General features: G+C 54.2%; 30 protein-coding genes and 1 tRNA gene. 11 read left to right on the top strand and 20 right to left on the bottom strand.

The features are described 5' to 3' along the window. Positions 1-44 precede the first annotated feature (44 nt). Positions 45-389, top strand: coding sequence for a PadR family transcriptional regulator (locus SRBAKS_RS07340; RefSeq protein ID WP_229595644.1), 345 nt, complete (start codon positions 45-47; stop codon positions 387-389). Between the two features lie 38 nt (positions 390-427). Here the strand turns inward: SRBAKS_RS07340 and SRBAKS_RS07335 are convergent, their stop codons facing one another. From SRBAKS_RS07335 to proB, 3 genes are read right to left on the bottom strand one after another with little or no spacing between them, the layout of a single operon-like run. Continuing rightward, complete coding sequence (locus SRBAKS_RS07335; protein WP_229595643.1) at positions 428-574, bottom strand: hypothetical protein; 147 nt, start codon at positions 572-574, stop codon at positions 428-430. A gap of 58 nt (positions 575-632) precedes the next feature. Further along, a complete protein-coding gene (locus SRBAKS_RS07330) occupies positions 633-1,802 on the bottom strand; it encodes an MFS transporter (RefSeq protein ID WP_229595642.1) in 1,170 nt (389 codons plus the stop codon). Beyond that, positions 1,802-2,950, bottom strand: a complete 1,149-nt coding sequence (gene proB, locus SRBAKS_RS07325; protein WP_229595640.1) for a glutamate 5-kinase — start codon at positions 2,948-2,950, stop codon at positions 1,802-1,804. Before proB ends, SRBAKS_RS07330 begins: the two co-directional genes overlap by 1 nt. Before the next feature lie 184 nt (positions 2,951-3,134). On the opposite strand from proB, the gene SRBAKS_RS07320 reads away from it, so the two are divergent. Continuing rightward, a complete protein-coding gene (locus tag SRBAKS_RS07320) occupies positions 3,135-4,898 on the top strand; it encodes a hypothetical protein (protein ID WP_229595638.1) in 1,764 nt (587 codons plus the stop codon). On the opposite strand, the gene obgE is transcribed toward SRBAKS_RS07320, so the two are convergent. The 3 genes from obgE to rplU form a co-directional block, all read right to left on the bottom strand. Further along, on the bottom strand, positions 4,895-5,944 hold the full coding sequence (obgE, locus tag SRBAKS_RS07315) for a GTPase ObgE (protein WP_229595635.1): 1,050 nt from the start codon (positions 5,942-5,944) through the stop codon (positions 4,895-4,897). The two genes, SRBAKS_RS07320 and obgE, sit on opposite strands and share 4 nt — an antisense overlap. 100 nt (positions 5,945-6,044) lie before the next feature. Beyond that, complete coding sequence (gene rpmA / locus SRBAKS_RS07310; RefSeq protein WP_229595631.1) at positions 6,045-6,314, bottom strand: 50S ribosomal protein L27; 270 nt, start codon at positions 6,312-6,314, stop codon at positions 6,045-6,047. Positions 6,315-6,335: 21 nt separating this feature from the next. Next, a complete protein-coding gene (gene rplU, locus SRBAKS_RS07305; RefSeq protein WP_229595630.1) occupies positions 6,336-6,647 on the bottom strand; it encodes a 50S ribosomal protein L21 in 312 nt (103 codons plus the stop codon). Positions 6,648-6,867: 220 nt separating this feature from the next. On the opposite strand from rplU, the gene SRBAKS_RS07300 reads away from it, so the two are divergent. Then, a complete protein-coding gene (locus SRBAKS_RS07300; RefSeq protein ID WP_229595625.1) occupies positions 6,868-7,269 on the top strand; it encodes a hypothetical protein in 402 nt (133 codons plus the stop codon). Positions 7,270-7,365: 96 nt separating this feature from the next. Here the strand turns inward: SRBAKS_RS07300 and SRBAKS_RS07295 are convergent, their stop codons facing one another. From SRBAKS_RS07295 to SRBAKS_RS07275, 5 genes are all read right to left on the bottom strand, one after another. After that, positions 7,366-8,016 (bottom strand): ComF family protein, encoded by a 651-nt coding sequence (locus SRBAKS_RS07295; protein WP_229595623.1) that lies wholly within the window; start codon positions 8,014-8,016, stop codon positions 7,366-7,368. A gap of 79 nt (positions 8,017-8,095) precedes the next feature. After that, complete coding sequence (locus SRBAKS_RS07290; protein WP_229595621.1) at positions 8,096-8,701, bottom strand: flavodoxin family protein; 606 nt, start codon at positions 8,699-8,701, stop codon at positions 8,096-8,098. Continuing rightward, positions 8,698-8,892, bottom strand: coding sequence for a hypothetical protein (locus tag SRBAKS_RS07285; RefSeq protein ID WP_229595619.1), 195 nt, complete (start codon positions 8,890-8,892; stop codon positions 8,698-8,700). Before SRBAKS_RS07285 ends, SRBAKS_RS07290 begins: the two co-directional genes overlap by 4 nt. 50 nt (positions 8,893-8,942) lie before the next feature. Further along, positions 8,943-9,563, bottom strand: a complete 621-nt coding sequence (locus tag SRBAKS_RS07280; RefSeq protein ID WP_229595614.1) for an MBL fold metallo-hydrolase — start codon at positions 9,561-9,563, stop codon at positions 8,943-8,945. Next, on the bottom strand, positions 9,563-10,084 hold the full coding sequence (locus tag SRBAKS_RS07275) for a nitroreductase family protein (protein ID WP_229595613.1): 522 nt from the start codon (positions 10,082-10,084) through the stop codon (positions 9,563-9,565). Before SRBAKS_RS07275 ends, SRBAKS_RS07280 begins: the two co-directional genes overlap by 1 nt. Positions 10,085-10,228: 144 nt before the next feature. On the opposite strand from SRBAKS_RS07275, the gene SRBAKS_RS07270 reads away from it, so the two are divergent. The 6 genes from SRBAKS_RS07270 (at position 10,229) to SRBAKS_RS07245 (ending at position 15,156) form a co-directional block, all read left to right on the top strand. Further along, positions 10,229-10,786, top strand: a complete 558-nt coding sequence (locus SRBAKS_RS07270) for an RNA polymerase sigma factor (protein WP_229595612.1) — start codon at positions 10,229-10,231, stop codon at positions 10,784-10,786. Beyond that, complete coding sequence (locus tag SRBAKS_RS07265; RefSeq protein WP_229595611.1) at positions 10,779-11,351, top strand: glycogen-binding domain-containing protein; 573 nt, start codon at positions 10,779-10,781, stop codon at positions 11,349-11,351. Before SRBAKS_RS07270 ends, SRBAKS_RS07265 begins: the two co-directional genes overlap by 8 nt. Then, complete coding sequence (locus SRBAKS_RS07260; protein ID WP_229595610.1) at positions 11,341-12,102, top strand: hypothetical protein; 762 nt, start codon at positions 11,341-11,343, stop codon at positions 12,100-12,102. Before SRBAKS_RS07265 ends, SRBAKS_RS07260 begins: the two co-directional genes overlap by 11 nt. An 85-nt stretch (positions 12,103-12,187) precedes the next feature. Beyond that, a complete protein-coding gene (locus tag SRBAKS_RS07255) occupies positions 12,188-13,144 on the top strand; it encodes a tetratricopeptide repeat protein (protein WP_229595608.1) in 957 nt (318 codons plus the stop codon). 24 nt (positions 13,145-13,168) lie between these two features. Further along, the gene (locus tag SRBAKS_RS07250; RefSeq protein WP_229595606.1) at positions 13,169-13,990 is read left to right on the top strand and encodes a helix-turn-helix domain-containing protein; all 822 of its coding nucleotides are present in this window, start codon (positions 13,169-13,171) and stop codon (positions 13,988-13,990) included. 155 nt (positions 13,991-14,145) lie between these two features. Continuing rightward, positions 14,146-15,156, top strand: a complete 1,011-nt coding sequence (locus tag SRBAKS_RS07245) for an HD-GYP domain-containing protein (RefSeq protein ID WP_229595604.1) — start codon at positions 14,146-14,148, stop codon at positions 15,154-15,156. A 37-nt stretch (positions 15,157-15,193) separates the two neighbouring features. Here the strand turns inward: SRBAKS_RS07245 and SRBAKS_RS07240 are convergent, their stop codons facing one another. The 9 genes from SRBAKS_RS07240 to SRBAKS_RS07200 form a co-directional block, all read right to left on the bottom strand. Then, the gene (locus SRBAKS_RS07240; protein WP_229595602.1) at positions 15,194-16,051 is read right to left on the bottom strand and encodes a transporter substrate-binding domain-containing protein; all 858 of its coding nucleotides are present in this window, start codon (positions 16,049-16,051) and stop codon (positions 15,194-15,196) included. Between the two features lie 41 nt (positions 16,052-16,092). After that, positions 16,093-16,524 carry a GNAT family N-acetyltransferase gene (locus tag SRBAKS_RS07235; RefSeq protein WP_229595599.1) on the bottom strand — a complete coding sequence of 144 codons (432 nt, stop codon included), beginning with the start codon at positions 16,522-16,524 and terminating at the stop codon, positions 16,093-16,095. Further along, positions 16,521-17,279, bottom strand: coding sequence for an acyl-[acyl-carrier-protein] thioesterase (locus SRBAKS_RS07230; protein ID WP_229595597.1), 759 nt, complete (start codon positions 17,277-17,279; stop codon positions 16,521-16,523). Before SRBAKS_RS07230 ends, SRBAKS_RS07235 begins: the two co-directional genes overlap by 4 nt. A gap of 109 nt (positions 17,280-17,388) precedes the next feature. Continuing rightward, positions 17,389-17,982 carry a MarC family protein gene (locus tag SRBAKS_RS07225; RefSeq protein ID WP_229595595.1) on the bottom strand — a complete coding sequence of 198 codons (594 nt, stop codon included), beginning with the start codon at positions 17,980-17,982 and terminating at the stop codon, positions 17,389-17,391. A gap of 69 nt (positions 17,983-18,051) precedes the next feature. Beyond that, the gene (locus SRBAKS_RS07220) at positions 18,052-19,665 is read right to left on the bottom strand and encodes a DNA repair protein RecN (protein ID WP_229595593.1); all 1,614 of its coding nucleotides are present in this window, start codon (positions 19,663-19,665) and stop codon (positions 18,052-18,054) included. A 10-nt stretch (positions 19,666-19,675) separates the two neighbouring features. Next, on the bottom strand, positions 19,676-20,890 hold the full coding sequence (locus tag SRBAKS_RS07215; RefSeq protein WP_229595591.1) for an alginate lyase family protein: 1,215 nt from the start codon (positions 20,888-20,890) through the stop codon (positions 19,676-19,678). A 4-nt stretch (positions 20,891-20,894) separates the two neighbouring features. Further along, positions 20,895-21,362, bottom strand: a complete 468-nt coding sequence (locus SRBAKS_RS07210) for a GNAT family N-acetyltransferase (protein WP_229595589.1) — start codon at positions 21,360-21,362, stop codon at positions 20,895-20,897. Further along, a complete protein-coding gene (locus SRBAKS_RS07205) occupies positions 21,359-22,201 on the bottom strand; it encodes an ABC transporter permease (protein WP_229595588.1) in 843 nt (280 codons plus the stop codon). The genes SRBAKS_RS07210 and SRBAKS_RS07205 overlap by 4 nt, the downstream gene beginning before the upstream one ends. Further along, positions 22,198-23,196: an ABC transporter permease gene (locus tag SRBAKS_RS07200; RefSeq protein WP_229595585.1), complete on the bottom strand. Its 999-nt coding sequence runs from the start codon at positions 23,194-23,196 to the stop codon at positions 22,198-22,200. Before SRBAKS_RS07200 ends, SRBAKS_RS07205 begins: the two co-directional genes overlap by 4 nt. A gap of 142 nt (positions 23,197-23,338) precedes the next feature. On the opposite strand from SRBAKS_RS07200, the gene SRBAKS_RS07195 reads away from it, so the two are divergent. Continuing rightward, positions 23,339-23,414 (top strand) — tRNA-Ala (locus SRBAKS_RS07195). Between the two features lie 695 nt (positions 23,415-24,109). Further along, positions 24,110-24,958 carry a hypothetical protein gene (locus SRBAKS_RS07190; protein WP_229595584.1) on the top strand — a complete coding sequence of 283 codons (849 nt, stop codon included), beginning with the start codon at positions 24,110-24,112 and terminating at the stop codon, positions 24,956-24,958. The last annotated feature ends 47 nt before the right edge of the window (positions 24,959-25,005 follow it).

Here is a 25,005-nt window from a genome sequence, read left to right as displayed (position 1 = left end):
TATATATCCTTTAAGAACCTATAGTCAAGAAGGACATTGCAGAAATGTCAAAAAAAGTTGGTGGCAGCAAGCCGCAAAGATATGTTCAGCCCTCTCTGCTCATGGCGTTGAAAGGGGGAGAATCCTATGGATATCAGCTGATTCAGGCTATTGCGGAGTACGGATTCATGCGTGATGAAGCGCCTCCTGGCATGATCTATCGGCATCTGCGTCAGATGGATGATGAAGGATTGGTCGAATCCCGGTGGGATGCGGAAGGAGATGGTCCGGCCAAGCGGGTCTATTCCATCACGCAGGAGGGGTTGGAAATTCTGGACGCCTGGGTCTTGCACATGGAACGGCAGCGCAACTCACTGGATAATTTCATCAATATGTATCGAAATCAGTAGCCTGCTGCGCGTGTGGCGTCAGAGGCGATAGGTCGGCATCAGGCTAACATACGACGATAGAGGATGTGTTCGTAGTACCGGCTCATGGCTGTGGCAACGCTGTGGGTCAGGCCCAGTGTGCGCAGCCTGCAATAGATATGCAGCGGGTTGAGCCTGTGTTGTAATCGCGAACGTAAACGAGTCATGACAACCACCTTGGTTGTCTTTCTTATCGGCGTGTTTCGCCCGCAGGATTAGGGGGCGCTATTCAGCTTTGGGATTCTGTATGTAGAAAATGGCAAGGATCAGAATCGCCACGGCAAAAAGGAATCCACTCCAGAACACGGCGGTCATGCCGAGCACGGCATAGATAAGCCCCATGAACAGGGGCGCGACGGTTTGCGCCAGACGCAGAAGCAGCCCGTTTGCGGCCATGAATGCGCCGCGTTGTTCCATGGGAGCGATGGTTGTCAGCATGGTCATGGTGGTGGGGATGTTCAGGCCCTGGGCCAGGCCGAAGCAGATGACCGGGGGGATGGTGCTCCACAGACCCGGTGCTTCGGGCATGAGAAGCATGGACGCTCCATAGAGCACGGCTGCGGCAGACAGCAATATCTTCTGCCCGAAGACATTGGCCAGTCTGCCCAGTTGGAAGGCGGCCAGCCCGGCGAAGCCTGATGCCACCAGAAAGACGATGCCGATGGAAGCGGGCGAAGCCTGAAATTTATGACTCAGCAGGATGGGTACATAAGTGACGATAGGGCCGTAGAGGATCATGAAGGTGAGCCAGGTTGTGGCAAAAAGAGCCAGAGCCTGTCGTGTTTTCATTTGGTCTAAGGCTTCCTTGAGGTAGTCCTTGAGACTGCCCTTGCTCTGGGGTTCAGGAGAATCCATGCCCTTGATGATGGACAGGCCGAGGGGGATGGCCAGCAGGGGCAGGAGGAAGGGCCAGTTCCAGCCGAGCATGGCCAGAAAACCGCCCAGCGCAGGAAAACCGGCTGTGCCCATGGACAGGACGGAGGCGTTGTACCCCATGGCCTGTGCGCGTTCTTTGCCTTGGTAGAGGTCGCCAATGATGGTGCCGTAAAGGACGCCAAGGGGCGCGGCTCCGATACCTTGGAGAAATCGCAGAACCAGCAGTTGCGTCATGGATTGAGCGAAAAAACAGCTGAATCCGAAGATGCCGAAAATGATGAGCGATGGGACCAGGATGATCTTGCGACCTATACGATCCGCCAGGATGCCCACCACTGGAGCGAGCAGGACGCCGGGCAGGGTGAAAACCGCGATGGTCAGCCCGATGGTTGCCGGAGTGAAGTTAAGTCCCTCAATGATGCCCGGCAAGGCAGGAATGATGGAAGAGACACCGAGAATGGCTATCAAGGTGACGGCGAAGACATACTGAAGATTCTTGTCGAGATAGAGTTTGCGCATTATATGGCCGCATCCAGCAGCATATTATCCCGGTGAATGGCCTCGTTGGAGGTCTGGTGGCCTATTATTGAATCAAGGTCACCGGTACGTTTACCCTTGATGCGGCACAGTTCATCCGAAGAAAAGTTGGTCAGTCCGACGCCGAGTTCGTCGCCGTCCAGTGTCTTGATGAAGACAAGTGCTCCCTGATCAAAACAACCGTCCACCTTGGCTATGCCGATGGGGAGCAGGGATTTTCCCTTGCTCATCAGGGCTTCGGCCGCGCCCTTGTCAACGACAATGGACCCTGCCGGGTCGTCATGATAGGCGAGCCAGAATTTTTTGCTGGAAACGGCATGCTCCCGGGGAATGACCAGCGTCCCTCTGTCCGTGCTGCGCAGGGCGGTCATGAAGTCGAAATCACCCTTGCCGGATACGATGAACGTGGGCACGCCGAGCTGGGATGCCCGTCGGGCTGCCCGCAATTTGGAGTACATGCCGCCGGTGCCGACAGAGGTGGTGCCGTCGCACATGGTTTCGATATCCATGGCGTCGATTTTTTCTATGGTCGGCATGGCCTTGGCATCCGGGTGATTGTCCGGGTTCTTGTCGAACACACCGTCGGCCGATGTCAGGTTGACGAACAAATCCGCACCGATAAGTCCGATGCACATGGCGCCGAGTGTGTCGTTGTCACCAAACTCCAGCTCACGAGTGGAGACCGTGTCGTTCTCGTTGACAATGGGAATGACGCCCCACTCAAGGAGTCTTTCCATGGTGTTGCGGGCGTTGAGAAAACGTTCGCGGACCTTGAGACCGTTACGGGTCAGCAGGACCTGGGCGGTGACCAGACCATGACGGGCAAAGGCCTCGTCATAGTCGTGCATGAGTCGTCCCTGGCCGATGGCCGAAGCTGCCTGGCGGGAAGCCATATCCGTATATTTTTTGCTCTTCTTGCTGGTGCGCTCGAAAATGCGTTGGCGTCCGGCAGCCACGGCGCCGGAAGAGACCAGAACGATTTCCATACCTTGCTCACGCAGGGCCGCGAGCTGATCCGCCAGCTGGTTGATGGCGGCATGATTCAGCCCGTCTCCCGTGGTGATAACTGCGCTTCCAACCTTGACCACCACACGGTGGATATCGGTGAGCAGAGATTCACGATTTATCATGGGGCGCACAGTACAGCACTCCGGGGGGAGGTGGCAAGAAGTGACTTGATCCCAGAGAGGGGCAATGAATAATGTATGAATCGATATTCAGGGGTAAAGAAATCCGGTGTTATGCCGATATGGGCATAGTGTGGCAATCGTTTCTGTCTTCAGAGATACTTCTCATTTTCAAGGTGAATACATCATGGACGCCATCAATCCTGCATATTCTTCCTCACTACAAATTGCTTCCTCCGCTTCCCGTTCAGAAAAGAAAACGGAGATATCTCCTCCTTCGCAGCAGGACGTTGTCCATATCAGCGATGAAGCGTTTCGCCGTGCTCAGGCCGATCAGACATCCCTGAATGCGGTTCGTGAAGCCAATCGTCGTATGGATGAAGAGGCTGGGACATACTGGAGCCTCTCTTCGGATTTGAAGGAAGGAACCTCTACGCTCAAAAACGGTAATATACAGAAAGTCTCTATTGACGGAGACTCTTTGACCATCGAAGAGTTCAAAAATGGGGAGATTGTCAAGTCGGTGACCGGTGTCATCAGTGAGAGTGGGGCTATCTTGGATACGGAATTCTATGATGCATCCGGTCGGGTGATCCAGTCTATTCATACGGAGCTCGCTGAAGGTGAAACCAAGAATGGCATGACCTCGGCCGTGATGACTCGGGATATTCAAAATTTTGAGAATGGACAGCTTACGTATGAGATGCATGACAGTATGTTGTTGCAGACCAAGAATAGTAAGCGTCCGGACACGGGAGCCTTGATCTTTATAAAAAACCTGATGAGTCAGGGAGCTGAAGCAGTGGACCTGAACGCGGATAACCTTATCGGTGGTGTGACCTCTGAAAAGCATATTGTGGATTACTTTGCCGAGCTCAAGGAGTACGGCGAAAACATGCAGTTGTCCCGTGAAGTCACAGTGGAACAGGAGGGGCGTTTCACGCAGCAGTCCAATCGCTCATATGACGATGTGGGCGGAATGCCGAAACGAAGTACGCGAGAAATGAAACACGAGTCAAATCTGATCGTGCAGATCAAGGATTACGACAGCGAGGGTGAGTTGATTCGCGATGCACGGTTCGATGATCGCAAACGGGATGAGGCGGCCTCGACGGACGGTAAGCAGGAGCAGTCTGTTGATGTCTCCTGGTACAACAAGGGCGAACTGGTGAAGCGAAGCCACGGCTCCATGGTAGAAGAAGAGACAGGCACGTCTTTCCTTGAAGGGCGTGCTGGTATTGTTGAAATGTTGGGAATGAGCGATGCGGAATATCTTGGTGCGGGACAGCAGACAGCCGTAGGACTCCTTGGTAGCAAGCTGCTTACAAGCGGGAGTGAGGCAGATCAATTTTTGGATGGTGTAGCTGACCATATCAATGACTCGAACTACAGCTCCGCAAAAAAGATTGCTGATTATGGAGAAGGGGACAAGCCCTATGAAATTTCATGGACTGACGAGTTGTACAAGGACGGAGAGCTTGTCATGCGTCAGAAAGATACCGAGGGGGCAAAGGAAAGTTCTTTTCGGCAGAAGGAGCGCCGTCAGCTCTTCCGTAAAGGTGGGGCCCTGACCGAGAATGACGCGCCGGGACTCTTGCGTGAATCGAGTCATGAGCGAGAAGTGTTTGAGAACGGTAAAACTGTATCGCATGAGTCTGTTGATGCGAAAGAATGGGTGGATGTGAAAATGGATGGGCCGGATCAGTTGCGTACCACCTCTACATACGTGCAGGGTATTGCTGGTCACGAAGATACCACAGTCATCAACGGTGCCGGTGAGATCACTGGAGCCGATGCTGACAACCATGCTGCGGCACGGGGTTTTTCTACAGAAATGGAAGAGAGCCTTGGGGAACTCTACGGGACTATATCGTCTTTGAATGAAGGGCAATCAGACAGATCGTATGATAACAGAATTCGTTTCCATCATAGAAACGGCCTGGAGAATTAATTCTCTTCGATCTCGTCGGGCTGCATCTCAAGCAGGGAGAGTTGGTGCCACATCTCTGCGAGTAACTCGTCCAGACCGTCACCGCGCAGGGCGGAGATGAAGAACACCTTTTCGCCTGTGGCTGCGACAGTGGCTTTCAATTCTTCCAGCTCCTCATCCGAGAGCGTATCAATCTTGTTGATGACCTTGATCTGCGTTTTTTCAGCTATTTCAGCGTTGTATTCGCGGAGTTCCTGGTTCAGCATTTCATAGCCGTCCAGGGGATCCTCACGGTTCAGGTCTTCCACAGCGAGAATGTGCACGAGAAAACGGGTGCGCTCCACATGCTTGAGGAAGGTGATGCCCAGGCCGCGTCCCTCGGAAGCGCCTTCGATAAGGCCGGGGATGTCGGCAATGACCATGCGGTTGTAGTCGTCGTCCTCGATGACGCCGAGATTCGGCACAAGCGTGGTGAACGGATAGGCCGCGATCTTGGGGCGGGCAGCGGAAATTTTGGAAATGAATGTGGACTTGCCCGCAGAGGGGAGGCCCAGCAGACCGACATCGGCCAGAATCTTCAGCTCCAGGCGAATTTTCTTTTCCTCGCCGGGAAAGCCGGGCTCGGCATAACGAGGAGTCCGGTTGGTCGAGGATTTGAAATGCAGGTTGCCACGTCCGCCTCTGCCGCCTTCGCAGATGGTGATCGCGGTGCCGTCTTCCACCAGGTCGGCAATGAGCTTTTCATGGGTCGTGCCGTCTTCTTCCTCGGTGACTTCATAGACGAGGGTGCCCACGGGCAGATCGATGATCAGGTCGTCAGCAGCCTTGCCGTAGCGGTCGCGGCCCATTCCCTGCTGACCGTTCTTGGCGCCATACATGCGCTTCAGACGAAAATCGTACAGGGTCATGAGACGTGAAGAACCACGGAAGATGAGGTCGCCGCCTTTGCCGCCGTCCCCGCCGTCCGGTCCGCCTTTGGGCACGTTGGCTTCACGCCTGAGACTTGCACAGCCGTTGCCGCCCTTGCCGGACGATACCTTGATGGTCGCTTCATCTACGAATCGCATATCAATACCTCAGCCGCTTTGTCTGCGGCAGGAAAACAGCAAAACGGGCAGAGAGCGTCGGAAACGCTCCCTGCCCGGTGAAATTGCTTTTTGACGAGTACTAGGCCTCGGAGGGCAGTACGAGCACGCGAGTCTTGACGACTTTCTTGCGAGTGTACTTCTCGTATTTGACGACGCCGTCGCGCAGAGCAAACAAGGTGTAATCCTTGCCGATGCCAACGCCTTCGCCTGCGTGGAACTTGGTGCCGAGCTGACGAACAAGGATGTTGCCTGCTACGACTTCCTGACCACCGAAAATCTTCACGCCACGTCTTTGTCCGGCGCTGTCGCGACCGTTTCTGGAACTACCACCAGCTTTCTTATGAGCCATGTTATCCTCCCTTCCTGACCGCTAGGCCGTGATGGACTTGACTTTAAGTTGGGTGTAATCCTGGCGGTGACCCTGCGTCTTGCGAGCGTCCTTTTTAGGCAGCTTGTGGAAGACGACGATCTTTTCGCCACGGATGTGACCGAGAACTTCGCATTCAACCTTGGCACCTTCGACATACGGAACACCAATCTTGGTATCGCCGTCTTTCTCGACCAGGAGAACGGAATCGATGCTGAGGTTGTTACCCGCATCGGCCTTGAGCAAATCTACATTAAGTTCAAGACCTTCTTCAACGCGGTACTGTTTTCCGCCGGTCTCAATGATAGCAAACATAATAAAAACCTCCAATTCGTAAGAGGAGGCAACCTAGCCGCACCCCCTGTTGAAGTCAAGTCCCGATTCGTCTTTTTTAAAGATTTTTCCTGACCGGGGCAAGCTGATCCTTTTATTTAGTGGAATATCAATACATGACGGTCTGCAAAAATAGATTTTCAATTTGTGAAAGGAGGGGGGCCTGTGTATATTCCCACAAATTTAATCATGAGGTATCATTGTGCAAAGTTTGAAGATGTTCTTTTTTGTGATTGTGATTTCTTTTGTGCTCGCAGGGTGTGCAGGGAAGGGTATTCCCACTGGAGAGCTGCCCTGTAGCAATGTCCAAACCGTGGTGCAGAAAAGCAACAAGGGGGGGCCTGTTCGTTTCAATTTCTGCCTGGACCAGGTTAAGCCCGGTTCCTATGTCATTCAAGGCAATACAAATTTCGAAACATTTGGTAGGATTACTGATACACGCTTGTACCTTGTACTTGCCAAGGACCGCGAGGTAGTCAAACGCATTCCTCTTCAGGTCCGTGGAAAGGATATGGACAAGAAACTCTATTTTTATAAGGAATTCGAGTCTGACGAGCCGTTCGATCTGGTCTTCTTCAACTGGCATTTCAAATATCGTTTCTAGCAGCGCTGTGTCAGGCGATTCCGCGTTCGTGGATAGAGGGTGGTTCTGCTGCCCTTATGAGTACAGCTCGCGGCAGAGCTCTCATGCTTTATGCGTCTAGTCCTGCACTGCTCGCGCCAGTACGAGCACGTCTGTTCCGGAAGCGCCGGCCCGTCGCAATGTGATGGCACATTCAGACAGGGTTGCTCCTGTGGTGAAGACGTCGTCCACCAGCAGGATGTTCTTCCCTTCGATTAGTTCCCGGTCCGCGACAAAGGCATCCCTGATGTTCTCCTGTCGCTCCCGATGCCCGAGCCGTGTCTGTGGCGGGGTGTTTCTCACCCTGTGCAATCCGTGGCTCAGCAGCGGACGGTTGATCTTTCTACTCAACAAACGCGATAACTCCAAGCTTTGATTGAATCCTCTTTTTTGCAACCTCCGTGTGTGCAGCGGCACAGGCACGATGCAGTCGGGAATCCGTGCGTGGGCGCGAGCAAACGTCTCGCAGACCATGGTCCCCAAAAGCGTTGATTGCCCTATATTTCCTGTGAATTTATAGTTGATGACAAGTTCTCGGAGCAGGCCTTCGTATATGCCGTGGAACATGAGCGTGTCCCATGGGGGTGGAGAGTGACGGCAATCGGGGCACTGGGTCGGGGGCGCGTCCGCAATCCCGGACACGGTCCCGCAGGCAGGGCAGTAGCCGCCGGTGCGGGGGGCAATCTCCCGGGCGCATGCCGAGCACACGCTTTCGGAAGCGTCTGGCATGACGGATGTGCACACAGGGCACCGTGTGGCGGACAATCCAAGTTTGTGCGCGCAGGACTGAAAGAAGTGGAGCATCGAATCAGCTGGAGGAAGCCCAGGCCTGTTTACCCAACTCAACGACCTGCGCTTCAAAGGTTTCCTGTCCCTTCAGGTCGTTGCGGTCATCTATTCCACGGAAGACCAGCGGGTCGGCCAGGTCCATGTTGAAATTCTGGACAAAGTACTTGATGGTCAGGCGCGCTCCCTCAAAGAGTTTGTCTCCTGAAGGCTGTCCGGCCACCAGCACCGCGTGCGCCGTGCGTTTGGGCAGGGAGGCTATCCAAGGCTCCTTGTCCAGACGGGCCTGCCAGTATTGTTGCCCCCGGTCGATCCAGGTCTTGAACCTCGACGGGAGATGATAGAAATAGACGGGTGACGCAAAAAGGATGCAGGGGGAGGAGAAAAAGTGCTGGAACAGGTCCCATGCCTCGTCTTTGGCCCCGAGTACACAGCGCCGTTGCCCCTGAACCTTGTTTGCCTTGTCGCAGTATCCACAGGCCAGGCAATGCATGATTTCGCGGTTGCGGACATACAGGACTTCGGCTTCGCCGCCTGCCTCGGTTATTCCTTGGGCCAGGAGTCGGGCAGCCCGGTCCGAGTTGCCGCCCCGCCGATGGCTGCAGGCGAATACGATGGCTTTGTTCACACGGACTCCTTGTCGTAGACGGGTTGCTTGCGGGTCATGATGGCCCGAACGTGATCGTCATGTTCTTCGAACTCGAAATGCCAATCAGGGAAAGTGTGGACCTCATGGCGCACCTGAGCACCGGCCTTGATGGACACCAGGGCCTCGATGCGGTCTGTCCTGGCGAAGCGGAGATACCAACCTACCTCCATGCCTACGCCTCAACACTTGTCGCGAATATCTATGATGACGGGATCGGCCATCAAAATCCTCCGAAAAAGGGGTTGTGATTCTTTTCGTCACCCACCGAGGTCTCCGGACCATGGCCGGACAGGAGAGTGGTGTCCTCCGGCAGGGTGAAAATATGGGTCTGCACCGAGTTTTTGAGTATATCGAGGTTGCCGCCCGGAAAATCCGTGCGCCCGATGGAGCGGTAGAAGATGAGGTCGCCGACAAAGGCGGTCTGTGCATCAGGGAAATAAAAGGTCAGACTGCCTTCGGAGTGTCCCGGCGTATAGAAAATGGTGCAGGGCAGGCCGATGAACTCGGTTTCTCCCGGTTCCAGATTCTCCCATTCATAGGGATCGAGAACGGGAAGGCCCATGTCGCCGCCTTTGCCGAGCCACGTGTCGAGCAGGGGGGCGTCCCCCTTGTTGCACAGCACGGGTGCGCCGGTCGCCTCGGACAACGCCTTGTTCCCGGCCGTGTGATCGAAATGCATGTGCGTGATCAGGATATGGGTCAGGGTCAGGCCGTTTTCCTTGAGATAGTCGAGCACGGCAGCGGGGTCACCCCCCGGATCGACAGCCACGGCCTGTCTATCGTTAGAGAGCACGTAGCAGTTGGTCTGGAGCGGGCCCAGAGCAAAGGTCTTGATGGTCATTAAAAGTCCTCCAGCATGAGTTCGGACAGGTCTTTTCGGTTGGAGCTGCCTTGCTGATCGGGGCGGCCCAGGGCGATGACAACCTGGAGTTCGTATGTATCAGGGGATTGACCAAGTACGTCCAATGTTTTTTTCTGGTCATTGACGATTTCGCCCAGCCAGACCGCGCCCAGGCCCAGCGCGTGGGCAGCGAGCAGCATGTTCTGGGTACAGGCCCCGGCGCCCTGATGGTCTTTCATCTCACTGTACATGGCTGTTTTGTCGAGCAGGATGCAGATGCAGGCCGCAGACTGACGGACGATATGGGCGTATTTGGTGCATTCTGCCAAATCGGCATGACGCAACGTGTCACGTGTGATAACCATGAAACGCCAGGGTTGGTTGTTCAGGCCGCTTGGGGCCCATCGACCCGCATCCAGAATGGTGTGAATCTCGTCTCGCGTGACCGGCTCATCCGTGAACTTCCGGATGGAGCGACGGTTGAAAATGGCGTCGAGAATGGTATTCTCATGGTTGTTCATGTGCTATGCTCCTTCATGATGCAAGCCTCTTTTTAGCCTACGTGTGCAATGTGGGCAAGTCATGTGACCTTTTGATGGAAATTAGAGTATATATTGGTGCAGATTGAGTTTTGGTCCAGAAAAAGGACCGTTTGGAAAGGGTAAATGAGAGATAAACGGGAAACGGAAATTGTGAAAGATGTGCTTCTGGGGGACACCCAGGCATTTGGTCTCTTGGTGCGTGAGTACAAGGGACCGGTGTTTAATCTCATGTTGCGCATGGTGAGTGATGGAGACATTGCCGCCGATCTTTCACAGGAAGCCTTTGTAAAGGCCTATGAAAAACTGGATTCATTTAAATTGGGAAAACGGTTTTTCCCATGGTTATATTCGATTGCACTGAATGTGGCCCGCGACTGGCTTCGCAGCAATGGTCGCGATAAACATGTTTTCATGGAAGATGCGTCAGTCATGGTTCCTCCAGGAGATGGCCAGGACACGCATAAGGCGATTGAAAATCGTTTGGATGGGGGCAAAGCCTTTGAAATGGTACTGGCCCTGCCTACAAAGTATAGGGAAGCGTTGATGCTTAGATACAAATACGAGTTTTCAATGCAGGAGATAGCGACTTCGTTGGAGATTTCCGTCAGTGGCGCAAAGATGCGCGTAAGCAGGGGGCTGGATATGATCCGCCACCAATTTGACGAGGGTAATGATGACTGAAGAAACTAATAAAATCCTTACGGAAAAAGCCATTATTGAAGATATTCGGCGTGCGCCTGAAACCGCCGTGCCAGAGGGCCTTACCCAGCAGGTTATGAGTCGGCTTGAACCCCGACGCGCGACTCTCTGGACACGGGTTCGTGTGTGGATGATGCGGCCTCATGCCATCAAGGTCAGACCTCTGGAAGCCATACCGGCCTTGACCATAGCCATGGCCCTGCTGATCCTGACCGTGGTTAAAATGGATGGGCCTGTGCCTGAAAATCATATCCAGTTGAGTACTGTCCGTTTCGTCTTGAACGATGCGGCCAGACAGGCCTCTTCAGTGGCCGTCATCGGGTCTTTCAACGGTTGGAGTGCAGAGCGGTCCGTCATGTGGTACAGTCCGGCAGACGAGGCATGGGTGCTTGAAGCCGAGCTGCCTCAGGGAGACCATGAATATCTTTTCCTTGTGAACGGGGAAAAGCTGGTGCCCGATCCGGGTGCGCCGTTGAGTATGGATGATGGCTTTGGCAACAGGAATTCCATCGTCTTTGTGAATGTTGAAAGGGAACATGTACTATAAATTATTTCTGGTTCTTCTTTTGAGCCTGTTCATCGTTGCAGGCACATCCTCAGTCGTGGGAGCGACGGAATCATTGGCAGACATGAACAGTCGTGCCAGGGATTGTGGCGTGGCCCCCGATGTTCTTGATCATGTGAGAACCATGATCAAGGAAGGGGACATGGACAAGGACGCTGGCGTAAGCCTGCTCCTTCCGTTGCTCACCGCGTGTGACAAGAAACTTCCCCTTGCCCCTTTGGAAGACAAGCTGGCTGAAGGATTGGTCAAACATGTGGCGGTCCCGTTGATCGTCCGTGTCCTGAACAAGAAAGTCGACGATTATGACTTTGCCAGATCCCTTCTTGCCGCCCATGTGAAGCCTGTTCCCGCACCGCTGCTCATCGTGGTCGGCGAGGGGTTGTCCAGAGGTGTTCCCCGTCAGGATGTCACTGCCTATGTGGAAGAATTCTCAGGGCAGGCCCCGGAGTCCTTTCTTGTCGGGGCAGAGATGCTCTCCTATCTTGGACAGATTGATTTCAGATACGATCTGGTTCGATCCATGCTCGCTGCCGGCTTCGAATCCGGAGGCATTGAGTCCCAGTGGCGGTATTTTGTCCGCCTTGTGGTCATCGCCAGACAGCGTGGCGTTTCGGACGAGTCCATAGCCGCGGCGGCGACAGAAGCGCTGAGAGACTGTGGCGTGTTGAGCGATGTTTCGACCAAGCTCGGTTTTACCAGTAGAAGTCTGACGGGAAATACCGGGGCCGAGTGATTTTTATATTGTGACCTTGCGTGTGTGAAAAAGGTATATGGTATTGAGGACGGGTTGATCCGGAAAACCAAAAGGGAGTCCTTGGGTGAAAGTATTTTCAGCAATGTTGCTGGTTGTAGTTGTTCTGGCAGTAGCCGGATGTGCCAAAGTAATGGGTCCATACTATCTTGAACAGGAGAAGTATGAAGAAGGCGTCAGGGTTATTGGCGAGCAGATGCGGGAACACCCTGAAGATGCATCGGCAGCCTATTATGTCGGGCGGTATACGTTGGCTTTGGATAAACCGAAGGAAGCCCTGCCGTACCTTGAGAAGGCCGTGAAGCTTGACCCTGAAAATGCCGATTACGTCTTCTGGACCGGAGTGGCATACTGGGCAATGCTTGATTTCGATCGGGAGAAGGCCGCCTACGAAAAGGCGTTGCGACTCGACCCGAACCATATTTCTGCCAATCTGTATCTCGGTCATGGCTACATAGATCGGGGTGAATGGGTCAAGGCCCTGGCACAGTATACGACGGTTCTCAGATTGGATCCGTATAATCCCGAAGCCTTGTACAACAAGGCGATGGCCCTGAACGGGCTCGGGCGAACAGATGATGCAATTGCGGCATGGAAGAAGTTCCTGGAGTATTACCCTGACGGGAGCCTGGCTATGGAAGCCACGGCACAACTCAATCTGCGTGGGAATTTCGACTACCGCAACTTCATAATAGGTAAACGGAATGTGACGCTGAAAAGCATGGCGTTCAAACCGGGTACCAGTGTTCTGGAAAACGACAGCAAGGTATCGCTGCATCTGATCAGTGCAATGATGACGGTCAACAAGGAACTGACGCTGCACATAGTGCCTTTTGTCAAGGGCAATGCCGCTCTTGCCAAGGAACGGGCAGAAGTCATCCGCGACTACATGCTGAACGCGAATCCAGGCATACAACGCTCCAGGCTGCCTTTGAGCTGGTTTAAAATTGCTGAGACAATCGATATGGGGGATGTGAAGTATTCCCTCGATGAATCAGTTAAATTTATTACCGAAGTTCGGTAATTAATTACATAACGGAGATAAACCATGTTTACGTTTATAAAACGCATGTCATTCTGGTTGATTCTTGTATTGATGACTATGATTCTTTCCACTTCGGTGGTTATTGCACAGATAGATCCGGCCCCGGACGACACTGTTACCGATCCTGTTGCTGCTGAAGACGACGGCCCTGTTTTCAGTAATCCCGCGCAAGCTGCCAAAGCAGACGCACTGGCATCAGCCGCTGCTGAAGCAAGTGCTGAGGCTGTGGCCGATGCCGAACAGGCCGTGGCTGACGCCGAGGATGCCGTTACAGCCGCACAGGGTGCGCTGGACGCGATTGATGCGGACGAAGATCCCGATGCTGCAGCCGCAGCGCAGGATGCACTGACCGCAGCGCAGGATGCGCTGGCTGCCGCACAGGAGGACGCTGACACTGCCGTCTCCAACGCCTCTTCCGTGAGTGTCGAGAGCATTGCCGCCATGCGTGATGACGGAATGGGTTGGGGTGAGATCGCTCAGGAGCTGGGTGTCCATCCGAGTACAGTCGGACTGGGACACATGAAGCAGCATCGTGAGCGCGCCAAGGTCGCCGCAAAGGGCGCTGGCATGACAATGGCCTCTGTTTCCGCCAAGGCGGGCAAGACCAAGACCACTGGGCGTGATATCAAGAATGGAGTGTCCAAGACTCCTGGCGTGTCCAGCGGCAATGGCAAGGCCATCGGCCTGAGCAAGACTTCCAAGACCGCCAAGAGCGGCTCCAAGTCCAGCAAGTCCTCCTCCGCCCCCGGCAAGAGCAATTCCGGCAAGGGCAACAATGCCGGTGGCAAGGGCAATAATGCCGGTGGCAAAGGCAAGAGCAAGTAATAGAACATTTACTGTTGTCTCAATAACATTCAAGGGGTTCGCCGTGTACGGCGGACCCCTTTCTTGTTGCGGTTGCTATATTTCCTGTTCCAAAAAGTGGGCAAGGCGCGTATTCTCTTCGACAATAACTCAATCAACCAAAGGTGTTGCTTCTCATGTCGGATACGCGGACGGACGAATCTTTTGGCGAAACATATTTGCAGATAAGTCCCAATATTCTCGAAACCTTTCCCAAATTCAGGCCTCCGGTCGATCTCTACGTCTTTGATACGAAGGTGGGGCAGGTCAAGAAATACCACAAGGCCAGAGAGCGTCTGTCCCTCAAGGGACAGGGCGAAGTGGCGGACTTTGCCTTGGAGGGCCAGCTCTATCTGCTGCGTGACGACTATCTGGTCTATGCAGAGCATCTGAGCAAACAACTCGGGCTCTTGCTGGTGGAAGAGGGGTTCACGCCTGTGGAAGTCGCTGAAATCCTGTTTCTTGCTTTTCGCAACAGGGTGGAGACGTTTTTTGATCAACCCCAGGAGGCGGCCTACAAGGATCTGGTCAAGGACATCTCGATTCTGGCTGAATACATATGGACGGATCCGGCCCGGTTGGCATTCCTGACACGGACGCTGGACAGGGAGTACAATCTGGCCGTGCATTCCGTGAACACCATGTTCATCGGTCTGGCAATATATGCCAAGGTCACCAATGGCAGGTTCGAACGAAACGATCTTGTCAATTTTGCCTTGGGGTTTATTCTACATGATCTGGGAATGACCATGGTTCCACGATTCATCAAGGATAAGGAACAGTATCTGGTGCGTCGTGACAGGGAATCCATTCAGAAACACATTGATGCCGGTCTGAACATGTTGAAGAGGCTCAAGGTCGATACGCCGGTCATTATTGAATGCATGAGCCAGCATCACGAGCGGCTTGATGGTTCCGGGTACCCAGAGCGTCGAGTCGGCAAGGGTATCTCCCTTGCGGGCAGGGTGTGCGCGCTGGCTGATTCTTTCTCGGCCATGATAGGCGAGCGGCCATACCGTGGTCCTCGGGGCATAACAGAGGCCGCCTTGTCCCTGACAGAAGAACCGACCAGGTACGAGACGGTTCTGGCCAAGATCCTAGCGGTCATCATACTCGAAGGTGAAGAGGACAGGGCGGAGAGTTGTTGATCGAGTCCCCGCTCCCATGCAGTGGTTTCTGGAGGAGCTAGTTTCTGTTGAAATAGTCTGAGTGGTGGTGGAACAGGCTGATGGCTATGCCGAAAAAGACGAGGATGGCGCCTATAAGCGTTGTTGTGAGCAGCCAGTCAGGGCCAGTCTCGGCGTCCATGAACCATTTCTTGTGAATATAGTTCAGATGCTGCCTGTCCATTTTTCTCCATCCCTGCGTTATGAAGTCAAGCAGTTCCTTGTTGCCGTTTTTTACGGCGACCTGCAGGGACTTTGTGTAGAGCCGCTCCCCCGCGGTAAAGGTGTCCTGTATTCCATAGCGTGACATGGCGTAGAAAGCCGTGGGCTGGTCGGCCAGAAAAGCGAGCAGTTCACCATTTGCAGCCGCCTGGACTGTTTGGTCCAGTGACGGGTAGGTGTAAGCGGTCCGGGTGGGGCGTGTCGTCCTCATGAAATACTCTGTGTAGCCGCCTTTGACGACCCCTACCGGGCAGGTGGCCGCTTCTTCCATGGTCGCAGTGTTGCTGATGTAGAGAATGGTGCTCAGTGAGCATATCGCGTTGCCAAAATCGAGAAAGGCATCCCGTTCCTCAGAGTAGAACAGCCCGCCATGGATATCTCCTTCACCGTTTTGTATCTTATCCAGCCCCTGTTGCCATGTGCCGAGTTTGAACGAGATCTCCACACCGTTTACTTTGCCGAAATGGTCCCAGAAATCGATGAGATACCCTTGTGGTTCATTGTTTTCATCCAGGTAGGAATAGGGGCGGTATGCGTTGTCTTGAATGACCGTCAGGTGGGAAAATTGTTTTGCGTGGGCGCCGGAAGGGATGCCTACGAAGAACAGAGCGGAGAGAAGGAATAATATGAGGCGGATGAACAGGATATTAGGCATGAGGAACTATACACAAACCGGTATGTTGTGGCAACAAATGATCAGATGTCAATGTATCCTTTTTCAGCCGAAGAATCCGGATTTTCAAACAGGGCCATGGCTGTACGCATGGGGTTGAAACCGAATCGGGCATAGAACGGTTCCTTGCCCGGCACTGCCCACAAGACCACGTTGGGTGTCGTGAGCGTCTCAAGAATGACTTCCATCATGATCGATCCGATTTTTTGTCCTTGATATTCCGGGAGGATACACAGGTCGTATACAACGGATTGCTTTTCGCCGTCACTCAGGGCGCGCCCCAGGCCCACGAGCGTTTCATCGTCCCAGGCAAAGCAGACAAGGTCACTGTTGGCAAAGGTCCGCGCCAATTGGTTCGGCTCACGCGTGCCCAGTGGCGCTCTCTCAAAGATTTCAGCAGCCTTGGTCCAGTCCACGCCGTCGCAGTCGAGCCGGATGGTGATATCATGTGTCATGACCGCTTCCACCATGATCGCATGCGGACGATTTCCTTGTTGTCCGAGACACGGGTCAGGCTGTGGAGAAAGGTGTCCATGCCGTTGTCCTGCTCCGATTCGGTGCAGCCTGCGCTGTATTCGTCTCCGGCAAAGGACTCGGTTCTGAACTGGATATCGATGCCCATGCAGCGGTTCGACTGGGTCCAGGAGTGCGGAACGGCTTCCATGCAGAACTCCACATAGCGTACGTTGTTGACGTGTCCGTTGATGTCTATGTCTGCCCGTCGCGCCTTCAGGTCCGTGGTGTGATTCGCTTCCTTGAGACGGGTGATTGCCTTGGTGGGGAAGATGAGTGCCCGTTCCCGTTCCGGTATATGTCGTCCATTGAGTACTTCTTCGGGGCGGTCCGGGCGGTGGGTCTCCAGGTTCATGGCAACCCAGGAAGAAGTAGCATGACCGATGCGTTTTTCCTGATCATTGATGAGAAAGTCGCGCATGGCCACCAGTCGTTCGTTGGCCGAGGGCCATGTCTTGAGGGTCGCCTTTTCGCTGTATCCCGGCAGACGGTCCATCATGACGTGGAGACGGGCCAGAATCCAGAAATGACCGCTCTGTTGCAGTGCCTCATAGCCAAAACCAAGGGAGTCGGCATGCACGGAAGCGATGTCCTGCATGTAGTTGCAAATTGAGGCGATGGACACGCGACCGTCAGTGCGAGGTTCGTATGATCGAATGGAATATGTCTGTTCGAAAGGGTGTTCGGTGGGTTTCATAGTGCCCACTTTTTTACGGCAGGCACGGGGGCGTGTAAAGGGCAAAGACGTCTGTTATTGCCTGATCATTATGAGGATGGCCGAGACCGGTGGCCTCTCTGACTGGTCGTTAGTGGAGGAAATTCCGTATCCCTGTGAACACGATCTGGGCAGACATGGCCGAGAGGACCAGCCCGGTAATCTTGGTCAGTACGGACAGGCCCATGCGGCCGATGAAGCGCTGCACGGCGGAAGCCGAGAAAAGCAGCAACCCCACGGTAAGACAGGCGGCGATCAGTGCGCCTGCTCCCATGATCTTCTGGGAGGCTCCGCCCAGTTCCGCACCAAGAATCAGCAAGGTACCGATAGATGCCGGTCCCACGGTAATGGGGATGGCCAGCGGTACTACGGCAACATCCGCATCATCGTCATCCAGCTCGGGCCGTTGTTTCTTGCCTGACAGCAGGGAGACCGCGGACAGGAAGAGCAACGCTCCTGCGCCAATACGGAAACCATCCAGGGTGATGCCGAGTGTGGCGAAGATGGGGTTGCCTGCAAAATAGAGGGTCAGGGCGATTACCAATACGGCGATGGTGGTGCGCACGGCCAGTTTCCGTTGCTTTGGCACATCGATATTTTCTGTCAGCGAAAGGAAAACCGTGAGCACAAAGAAGGGCGTAAGCAGGAAAAAGAGTTTTATGTACAGAGAGATGAAGAGGGTCATTGCTATTCCCCGCGCATAACGCGCCACTAAAAGTTTAGGAGGGCGAGAGGGAGTGGGGTTGAAGCTTTATTACCTCACCAACTTCTCGGCCAGGGCCTCGCCTTGTTCGCCGCCGCCTGCCATGCGGGAGAGTTCTGCCTTGATGTCTCCTGATTCCAGACGGTCGCATCGGGTGTAGGTCTCTCCGTCCACGACTTCCTTCATGATGAGAAAATGGCGGTCTGCCTTGCCTGCGAGCTGTGGCCAGTGGGTGATGAGCAACATCTGCTGGCGGTCGGCAAGGGCGCGGAGTTTGTCCCCAACCGAGTTCAGTGTCAAGCCCCCAATTCCAGCGTCGACTTCATCAAATATGAGCGACGGCAGCGCGTCTTTATTTTCGGTTTTGTTCCCGCGCATGGTGACCAGCGCGAGCAGGAATCTGGAGAGCTCACCGCCGGAGGCGATCTTGTCCAGCGGCTGGGCTGGCTGGCCCGGGTTGGGCACCCACATGAGTCGGCCCCGCTGATCTTCACAGCCGGGATACAACTCGCGTGCATCGAATTCGAAATGCACCTTGATGTGTTCGGAGAAGCCGAGGTCCAGCAATTCATCCACAATGCGGATGGACAGCTCCTTGGCCGCTTTTTTTCGGGCGGCATTCAGGGTGGCGAGGGTCGCCTGCAAGGCCTGGGCGGCCGCGTCTTCTTCCCGGGTGAGATTCTTCATGTCCAGCGCAGCTGCGTCGAGGAAGGAGAGGCTTTCATCTATCTCGGCCTTCATCTCCACGATCTGGTCCAGACCGCGCCGGAGTTTTCGTTTGAGCTTGGCCAGCTCGAAGAGCCGAGCCTCAATATCATCCAGGGACATGGACTCTTCGTCTCTGTCTTCGTTGGGACCGCGCCGGAGTCTGGAGTCGAGGTCGTGGAGCCGCATGCGCAACTCTTCGATGGCTTCGCGGTCCTCCTCGAACCCGGGAAAGAGCCGGGCGATGATCTCCATCTCGCGGGTGAGCAGGGTCATATTGTCCAGCATGCCGATCTCGCCGTGCAGGATATCGAGGGCGTTTTGCAGACATTCGCCCGCCCGCTCCCGATCCTTGATCACTTTGCGGGTCTCTTCCAGCTCGTCCTCTTCGTTGGGCTGGGGATTGACGGCTTCGATTTCCTTTTTCTGGAATTCGAGAAAATCACGCTGTTTTTCAATATCCTTGAATTTTTCTGTGAGGTTCCGTTTGCGCTCCAGCACATCGTTGAGCACGGCCAACTGCTCCCTGCGGGTTTCGAGCAGTGACGCGTCAGGAACAAAGGAGTCGAGAATCTCTGACTGAAAGGCCGGGGACAACAGCTTCTGTTGTCCGTGCTGGGAGGTGTGAATGATCAGTCTGGTGCTCATGTCCCGGATGGTGGGCTGGGATGAGAGAGTGTCGTTGACGTAGACCCGGCTTCGTCCGGTCTCGGCAGAAAGCTCACGCCTAATCACGGTTTCACCTTCAGGCAGGACAAAGAGGGCTTCCACGGTCGCCTTGTCGCGACCGGGACGGACCAGCTTCTTGTCCATGCGTTCTCCCATGAGAAAGTCCACGGCGCGCATGATGAAGGATTTACCTGCGCCGGTCTCGCCAGTGAGCGCATTGAGACCGGGAGCGAACTCCAGTTCAACGTCTTCGATCAGTGCGAGGTTTCGGATTCTCAACAATTCAAGCATGCATACCAGCCTAATAAAAGAGGAAGGAACGGTCCCGCGTCAATCGATCAGCGGGCAGTGTCTTCAGAAAATCAATGTACCGTTTGTCCTTGTACACCACAGCGGCCCGCCGGAAAAGAGGAACATGGACATAGGGATTGAACGCTCCGGTCCGGCCGTGTGGCCACTCCTGGCTCGGGTCGATGCCGGAGGCCGCAAAGTCCAGCGCCTGCCTGATGGAAGGGCCAACCGGGTCTTTCCAGTTCCAGAGATCAACGCCCAGGCGTTCCCCGACAGCGGCCAGAACAAAGAAGGCTTCCAGATTGAAAAAGGTATACTGGCGCGATCGGGTGCGTTCCAGTTCCAGCGGCATGGACCCGTCTGGCATGATCTGGCGCACGATACGGCGCGTGGGCGTGGTGCCGACCACGGTGTTGGCCAGCTTTTTGTCGCCGGTGAAATAGGCGAAAACAGCGACCTGCGCATCGAACCATGTCCCGTGGTTGTTGGGAGAACCGGCTTCCTTGCGGCCAAATTCACTGTGCATGAGCCAGTCGGTATAGTGGGAGAACCATGTTTCAACTTTGCGGGTGTCTGCCTTGCCCCATGCGCGTGAATGCTCAAGCAGTCGCACCGCGTCCACTACCAGGATAAGGTCGCGCGTTTCGATGATACCCGTTGGCTGGCCGTCGGATATGCCGGGGCGGGCCTGCGCGTAGCGCATATTCGGGTTGGCCTTCGTGGCCGGGTCCACACACCACGCCTTGATGAGGGCGGTCGCCCTGGTCGCATACACTTCATTGCCGGTGAGGTAATAGGCCAGAGCCAGCGTGAGGGCGTTTTTGCTCATGCGGTTGAGGCGCGTGCGGTCATAGGTGTCGGACGCCGTCTCCGGGTTCCGTTGGCCATCCCTGCGGATGAAGGGCAGCCCATCTTGTTTCTTGGGATCGGGCCACCAATAGGGCGAGATGGACCAGTAATCATGGTTGTCTCTGCTCGGTCCGGTTTTTCCCTTGAAAGTCGGCGACTCGATCGGGGCCTTTACCGCCTGCTCGGCTTCCCACATGAATTGTTCGTAGGCTGGCCGCACCGCCGGATCACGTTTAAGCACGCGTTGTTTCGTGGCGTGCAGAACCTGCGGCGAAAGGACCACTGTGTCGGGCAAGGTCTGACCAGCGTTGGCAAGGGGAACCGCAACTGCGGCAAAAAGTAAGAAAAAGAGGGGGTAAACCAGCGGTCTGATCATGGCTTCAGCCCCTGAGGTCTTTGACGAGAAAACAGGCGTTTTCGCCTGGGAGTATTTTGGCCTCGTAGGTCTTTTCGAGAGCGAATCCCCTGGCTCTGTAAAAGGCGAGGGCAGTCACGTTTTTTTCAAAGCAGTCCAGTGTCAGGCGGTCGTGTCCAGCTTTGGCAGCGACCTGCGCGGCGTGGTCAAGCAGGGCGCTGCCCACGCCCTGGCCCATGAAATTCGGGTGAGTCCAGAGATGGTCGACGTAGTTTTCCTTGAGCAGCATGACGCCCGCAGGGACGGCTTCCTGTTCGGCGATGGCAAAACGTATGCCGTCGTTACGGGCGATCTCTCCGGCGCGGTCGTTCTCGATGGTCTTGTCGATGAATGAGGCGGGCAGGAAATGGGCATAACTTGCCAGCAGGGATTGCAGAATGATGTCCCGGATGACGCGCTGGTCTTCCGCGGTTGCCGGCCGTATGGCGATCATTGCTTCAGCCTCGGGTCGAGCAGGTCCCTGAGCGCCTCACCCAGCAGGTTGTAGCCCAGCACGGTGAACAGGATGGCCAGACCGGGGAAGACCGACAGCCACCATGCGATTCCAAGGACTTCCTTGCCTTCCATGAGGATGTTGCCCCAGGAGGCGTCGGGCGGTTGTACGCCAAGGCCAAGAAAGGAGAGGGAGGATTCCGTGAGGATGGCGCCGGCCACACCGAGGGTGGCGGAGACGAGTACCGGGCTGATGGCGTTGGGCATGATGTGGCGGAAAATGATGCGGGCCGATCCGGCTCCTGCTGCCCGGGCAGCCATGACATAGTCCCGTTCCCGGATGGTCAGGGTTTCTGCGCGCACCAGACGTGCGACGCCCATCCAGCCGGTCAGGCCGATGACGATCATGATGTTGGTCAGGCTGGGTTCCAGAAAGGCGATTACCGCCAGAATCAGGAAAAACGAGGGGAAACAGAGCATGATATCCACGAACCGCATGATCACTTCATCGACAACGCGGCCAAAGTAGCCGGAGATCAGGCCGAGGACCAGTCCTATGGAGGTGGCGATGCCCACCGCCACAAAGCCGACCCAGAGCGATACGCGACCACCGTAAAGAATGCGCGAGAAGACATCCCGGCCAAGGGCATCCGTGCCCATGAGGTGATCGAGAGACGGTGGCAGGAGCAGGGTGTCCACGTTGATGAAGTTGGGATCAAAGGGCGCAATCAGCGGCGCAAAAACAGCAGCCAGCGACATGATGCCTACAATGAGTGTGCCGACAATGAGCAGGGCATGGCGCGACCATGGAGAGATGCGTTTCAGGGGCCTGGCTTTCATCGGTTCCTCCCCTGTCCCACTCGGATGCGTGGATCAGCCAGCCCGTAGCCGACGTCGGCCAGCAGGTTGCCGATAAGTGTCAGTATCGCGCCAAGGACCAGTGAGCCCATGATGAGCGGGTAGTCGCGGGACATGACCGCCTGATAGAAAAGTTGCCCCAGGCCGGGTAGGGCGAATATGGATTCGATGATCACCGAGCCGCCGATGAGGGTCGGCACGGACAGGCCAAGGATGGTGATAACCGGCATGAGCGCGTTACGCAGGGCGTGCTTGAACAGCACCACACGGCTGGACAATCCCTTGGCCCGGGCGGTCATGATGAAATCCTGCCGCAAGACCTCCAGCATGGACGAGCGCATGAATCGGGACATGCCTGCCCAGGAGCCTGATGTGTAAATGAACACCGGCAGAATGAGATGTCTGATGAGGTCCCATGCCTTTTCCGGTCCGCTCATGGCGTCATACCCCATGGAGGTCAGGCCGGATATGGGCAGGATAGGCCAGGCAATGCCGAGCCAGAGCATGAGCAGCAGTGCCAGCCAGAAACCGGGCATGGCAAAGCCGATGAACACGACGACAGTGGAGAGCTTGTCGAATGTGCCACCACGCCACCAGGCTGCGGCCACGCCAATGGGCACGGCTATGAGCAGGGTCAGGACCATGGAGGCCACGTTCATGCCGAATGTCAGCGGCAGCCGCTCCTTGATCTTGTCCCAGACCGGGCGGTGGTCGCCGGACATGGATTGGCCGAAGTCGAGTTTGACGAGTCGTTGCAGCCAGTTGATGTATTGGGTGTGGAGCGGCTGGTCCAGCCCGTAGAGTTCTTCGAGCTGAGCGCGGGCCTCTTGCCCGACTTCGGGATTCAATGTGGTCTGGAGGTCGGTCGGGGAACCGGGGGCCAGATGAATGACCCAGAAACTGATGACCGTGATGCCAAGAAACACCACGCCCACCCAGAGGAGCTTGATCAGAATCCGTTTCAGAACTTGGGCCATTAAACATCCTTGATATTTTCAGCAGTCCCCATTCTTTACTGCAAGACCGCCCATCAATCAATGCGCAAGTCCATCGGCTCTCTACATATTTTCAGTTGACAACAGTCTCGCGCTTGGATAATTACGCACCACCCAACTACGTGGGGCTGTAGCTCAGTTGGGAGAGCGCTTGAATGGCATTCAAGAGGTCGTGGGTTCGATTCCCTCCAGCTCCACCAATGATTATAAAGGCTTAGAAGGTTTTCCTTCTAAGCCTTTTTTTGTGGAATATACAAAAGAATATACAAACCAAAAAAGAAGGAAGCATCCTCTGTGAAGATGCTTCCTTGGTACAAGTTATTCTGATTGCTTGGGCTTCGTCTCACGTCTCAAGAGTCGGTACTCTTTGAGTATGAGTGAAACGCTTCCCAAGAGGCCTGAGACTGCGGTGATCAAAGCTGAAATAGCATAGATCAAGTCAATTGGGATTTGCATTTCTGCATCTCCTTCTTGAGATCTTGCTACCATCTTCTAGCCAGGCCTTCTCTGCCGAGCTCTCATAGCCTTGGCTCCGCTTCTTCTCTTTGTCCAGTCGGTTTCGCTGGAGGCTCAGTGCGGGTAATAGAATCCATGTAGATTCTCTCGGTAGATGTAAAAGAACTGGGCATCTAACCGCTCGCATCACTTCTGCTAGGATCGTTGGATCGCCGCCTTTTGCCCTAGCTCCACCATCCTTCCTTTCCTCCCAAAGTATTATTGGGCTTATATGGTAAGCTTGTTGAAGTATGCTTTATAAAATATGTGCTTCTTAATTAACGTTGTCAATGCTTGAGTGATTTAGATATAGTTTATTGTTTCTATTGATAACCAGGTTAGGTTACGTATTTGAAATACATTTTGCTAGTTGAAGTATATTAACGAGAGGAGGGATTAAATGGCTGATAGTGAGAGAAAAAAGTCAGTATATAAATTGGATTTCACCCATGACAGTACGATTGTGGTTTCTGCATTAGTCTTATTGTTTGTTGGAGTGCTGCTATTGCTCCTCGGTCATTGTTATTTCAAAGGAACCGTGTCGGTCATTCTGTCAGGGTTTGCCTCTATCTTGATATTTAGTTCTGCTTATGGGTTCGTTAATGAGCTGTTCTTAAAAAAACAATTCATGCAGACTTTGGAGTCAGCAATATTTAAGATTTTTAGAATCAAGGAAAAGCATGATTCGATTGTTCATGCAGGTCTTGCTGAGATAATTTCCTATTGGAGTCAGAATGCTATAGTTGATAGGATGGAAATCGCAAAGAAATGCACAATTTTATGCATACATAATCATGATTTTTTTAAGGTGAATTACGAAAAAATAATCAAAATGATTAATGCGAATATGTCGCTTGATCTCATTGTAATCAATCCAGATAGTAAATTTGTAGATGCTTGTGGTGAAAAATTCGAGGGCTATGATAGAGAGCAAGTGGCTCAAAGAATAACCACATGTATAGATGGTATTTTGTGTGAGAAAATCTATCTCGGAATCGAGGAAGAAAGCCGGGAGAGATTTAAAGTCTATACTTTGAATCATGGCCTAGGGTATTCGGCTTACTTGTTTGATGACACAGAGCTATGGGTTTGTCCGTTTGGCTGTAGTAAAAGTAAGACAACTCCGCCTGTGTATGTTTACAGAAAGGCAGTGGGGGGAGATCATTTCTATTTTGATGATATGGACTGTTTGTATGATTCTGTAGAACCGGTTGATTTTAAGAAGATCATGGCTGCCCGCAATCGATAGGCTGGAGAGAATTGTTGGCCAGAACCATGATGAATTAGTTCTGACCA

It is taken from the genome of Pseudodesulfovibrio sediminis, from assembly GCF_020886695.1.
Classification (GTDB): domain Bacteria; phylum Desulfobacterota; class Desulfovibrionia; order Desulfovibrionales; family Desulfovibrionaceae; genus Pseudodesulfovibrio; species Pseudodesulfovibrio sediminis.
The sequence above is the reverse complement of the archived record's forward strand: the minus strand, read 5'-3'. Positions and strand labels throughout refer to the sequence as shown.

Coding starts and splice junctions, on each gene's coding strand:
- SRBAKS_RS07340 (WP_229595644.1), top strand. CDS start 45: ATGTCAAAAAAAGTTGGTGGCAGCAAGCCGCAAAGATATGTTCAGCCC.
- SRBAKS_RS07335 (WP_229595643.1), bottom strand. CDS start 574: ATGACTCGTTTACGTTCGCGATTACAACACAGGCTCAACCCGCTGCAT.
- SRBAKS_RS07330 (WP_229595642.1), bottom strand. CDS start 1,802: ATGCGCAAACTCTATCTCGACAAGAATCTTCAGTATGTCTTCGCCGTC.
- proB (WP_229595640.1), bottom strand. CDS start 2,950: ATGATAAATCGTGAATCTCTGCTCACCGATATCCACCGTGTGGTGGTC.
- SRBAKS_RS07320 (WP_229595638.1), top strand. CDS start 3,135: ATGGACGCCATCAATCCTGCATATTCTTCCTCACTACAAATTGCTTCC.
- obgE (WP_229595635.1), bottom strand. CDS start 5,944: ATGCGATTCGTAGATGAAGCGACCATCAAGGTATCGTCCGGCAAGGGC.
- rpmA (WP_229595631.1), bottom strand. CDS start 6,314: ATGGCTCATAAGAAAGCTGGTGGTAGTTCCAGAAACGGTCGCGACAGC.
- rplU (WP_229595630.1), bottom strand. CDS start 6,647: ATGTTTGCTATCATTGAGACCGGCGGAAAACAGTACCGCGTTGAAGAA.
- SRBAKS_RS07295 (WP_229595623.1), bottom strand. CDS start 8,016: ATGCCAGACGCTTCCGAAAGCGTGTGCTCGGCATGCGCCCGGGAGATT.
- SRBAKS_RS07285 (WP_229595619.1), bottom strand. CDS start 8,892: ATGGAGGTAGGTTGGTATCTCCGCTTCGCCAGGACAGACCGCATCGAG.
- SRBAKS_RS07280 (WP_229595614.1), bottom strand. CDS start 9,563: ATGACCATCAAGACCTTTGCTCTGGGCCCGCTCCAGACCAACTGCTAC.
- SRBAKS_RS07275 (WP_229595613.1), bottom strand. CDS start 10,084: ATGAACAACCATGAGAATACCATTCTCGACGCCATTTTCAACCGTCGC.
- SRBAKS_RS07270 (WP_229595612.1), top strand. CDS start 10,229: ATGAGAGATAAACGGGAAACGGAAATTGTGAAAGATGTGCTTCTGGGG.
- SRBAKS_RS07265 (WP_229595611.1), top strand. CDS start 10,779: ATGACTGAAGAAACTAATAAAATCCTTACGGAAAAAGCCATTATTGAA.
- SRBAKS_RS07260 (WP_229595610.1), top strand. CDS start 11,341: ATGTACTATAAATTATTTCTGGTTCTTCTTTTGAGCCTGTTCATCGTT.
- SRBAKS_RS07250 (WP_229595606.1), top strand. CDS start 13,169: ATGTTTACGTTTATAAAACGCATGTCATTCTGGTTGATTCTTGTATTG.
- SRBAKS_RS07245 (WP_229595604.1), top strand. CDS start 14,146: ATGTCGGATACGCGGACGGACGAATCTTTTGGCGAAACATATTTGCAG.
- SRBAKS_RS07240 (WP_229595602.1), bottom strand. CDS start 16,051: ATGCCTAATATCCTGTTCATCCGCCTCATATTATTCCTTCTCTCCGCT.
- SRBAKS_RS07235 (WP_229595599.1), bottom strand. CDS start 16,524: ATGACACATGATATCACCATCCGGCTCGACTGCGACGGCGTGGACTGG.
- SRBAKS_RS07230 (WP_229595597.1), bottom strand. CDS start 17,279: ATGAAACCCACCGAACACCCTTTCGAACAGACATATTCCATTCGATCA.
- SRBAKS_RS07225 (WP_229595595.1), bottom strand. CDS start 17,982: ATGACCCTCTTCATCTCTCTGTACATAAAACTCTTTTTCCTGCTTACG.
- SRBAKS_RS07220 (WP_229595593.1), bottom strand. CDS start 19,665: ATGCTTGAATTGTTGAGAATCCGAAACCTCGCACTGATCGAAGACGTT.
- SRBAKS_RS07215 (WP_229595591.1), bottom strand. CDS start 20,890: ATGATCAGACCGCTGGTTTACCCCCTCTTTTTCTTACTTTTTGCCGCA.
- SRBAKS_RS07210 (WP_229595589.1), bottom strand. CDS start 21,362: ATGATCGCCATACGGCCGGCAACCGCGGAAGACCAGCGCGTCATCCGG.
- SRBAKS_RS07205 (WP_229595588.1), bottom strand. CDS start 22,201: ATGAAAGCCAGGCCCCTGAAACGCATCTCTCCATGGTCGCGCCATGCC.
- SRBAKS_RS07200 (WP_229595585.1), bottom strand. CDS start 23,196: ATGGCCCAAGTTCTGAAACGGATTCTGATCAAGCTCCTCTGGGTGGGC.
- SRBAKS_RS07190 (WP_229595584.1), top strand. CDS start 24,110: ATGGCTGATAGTGAGAGAAAAAAGTCAGTATATAAATTGGATTTCACC.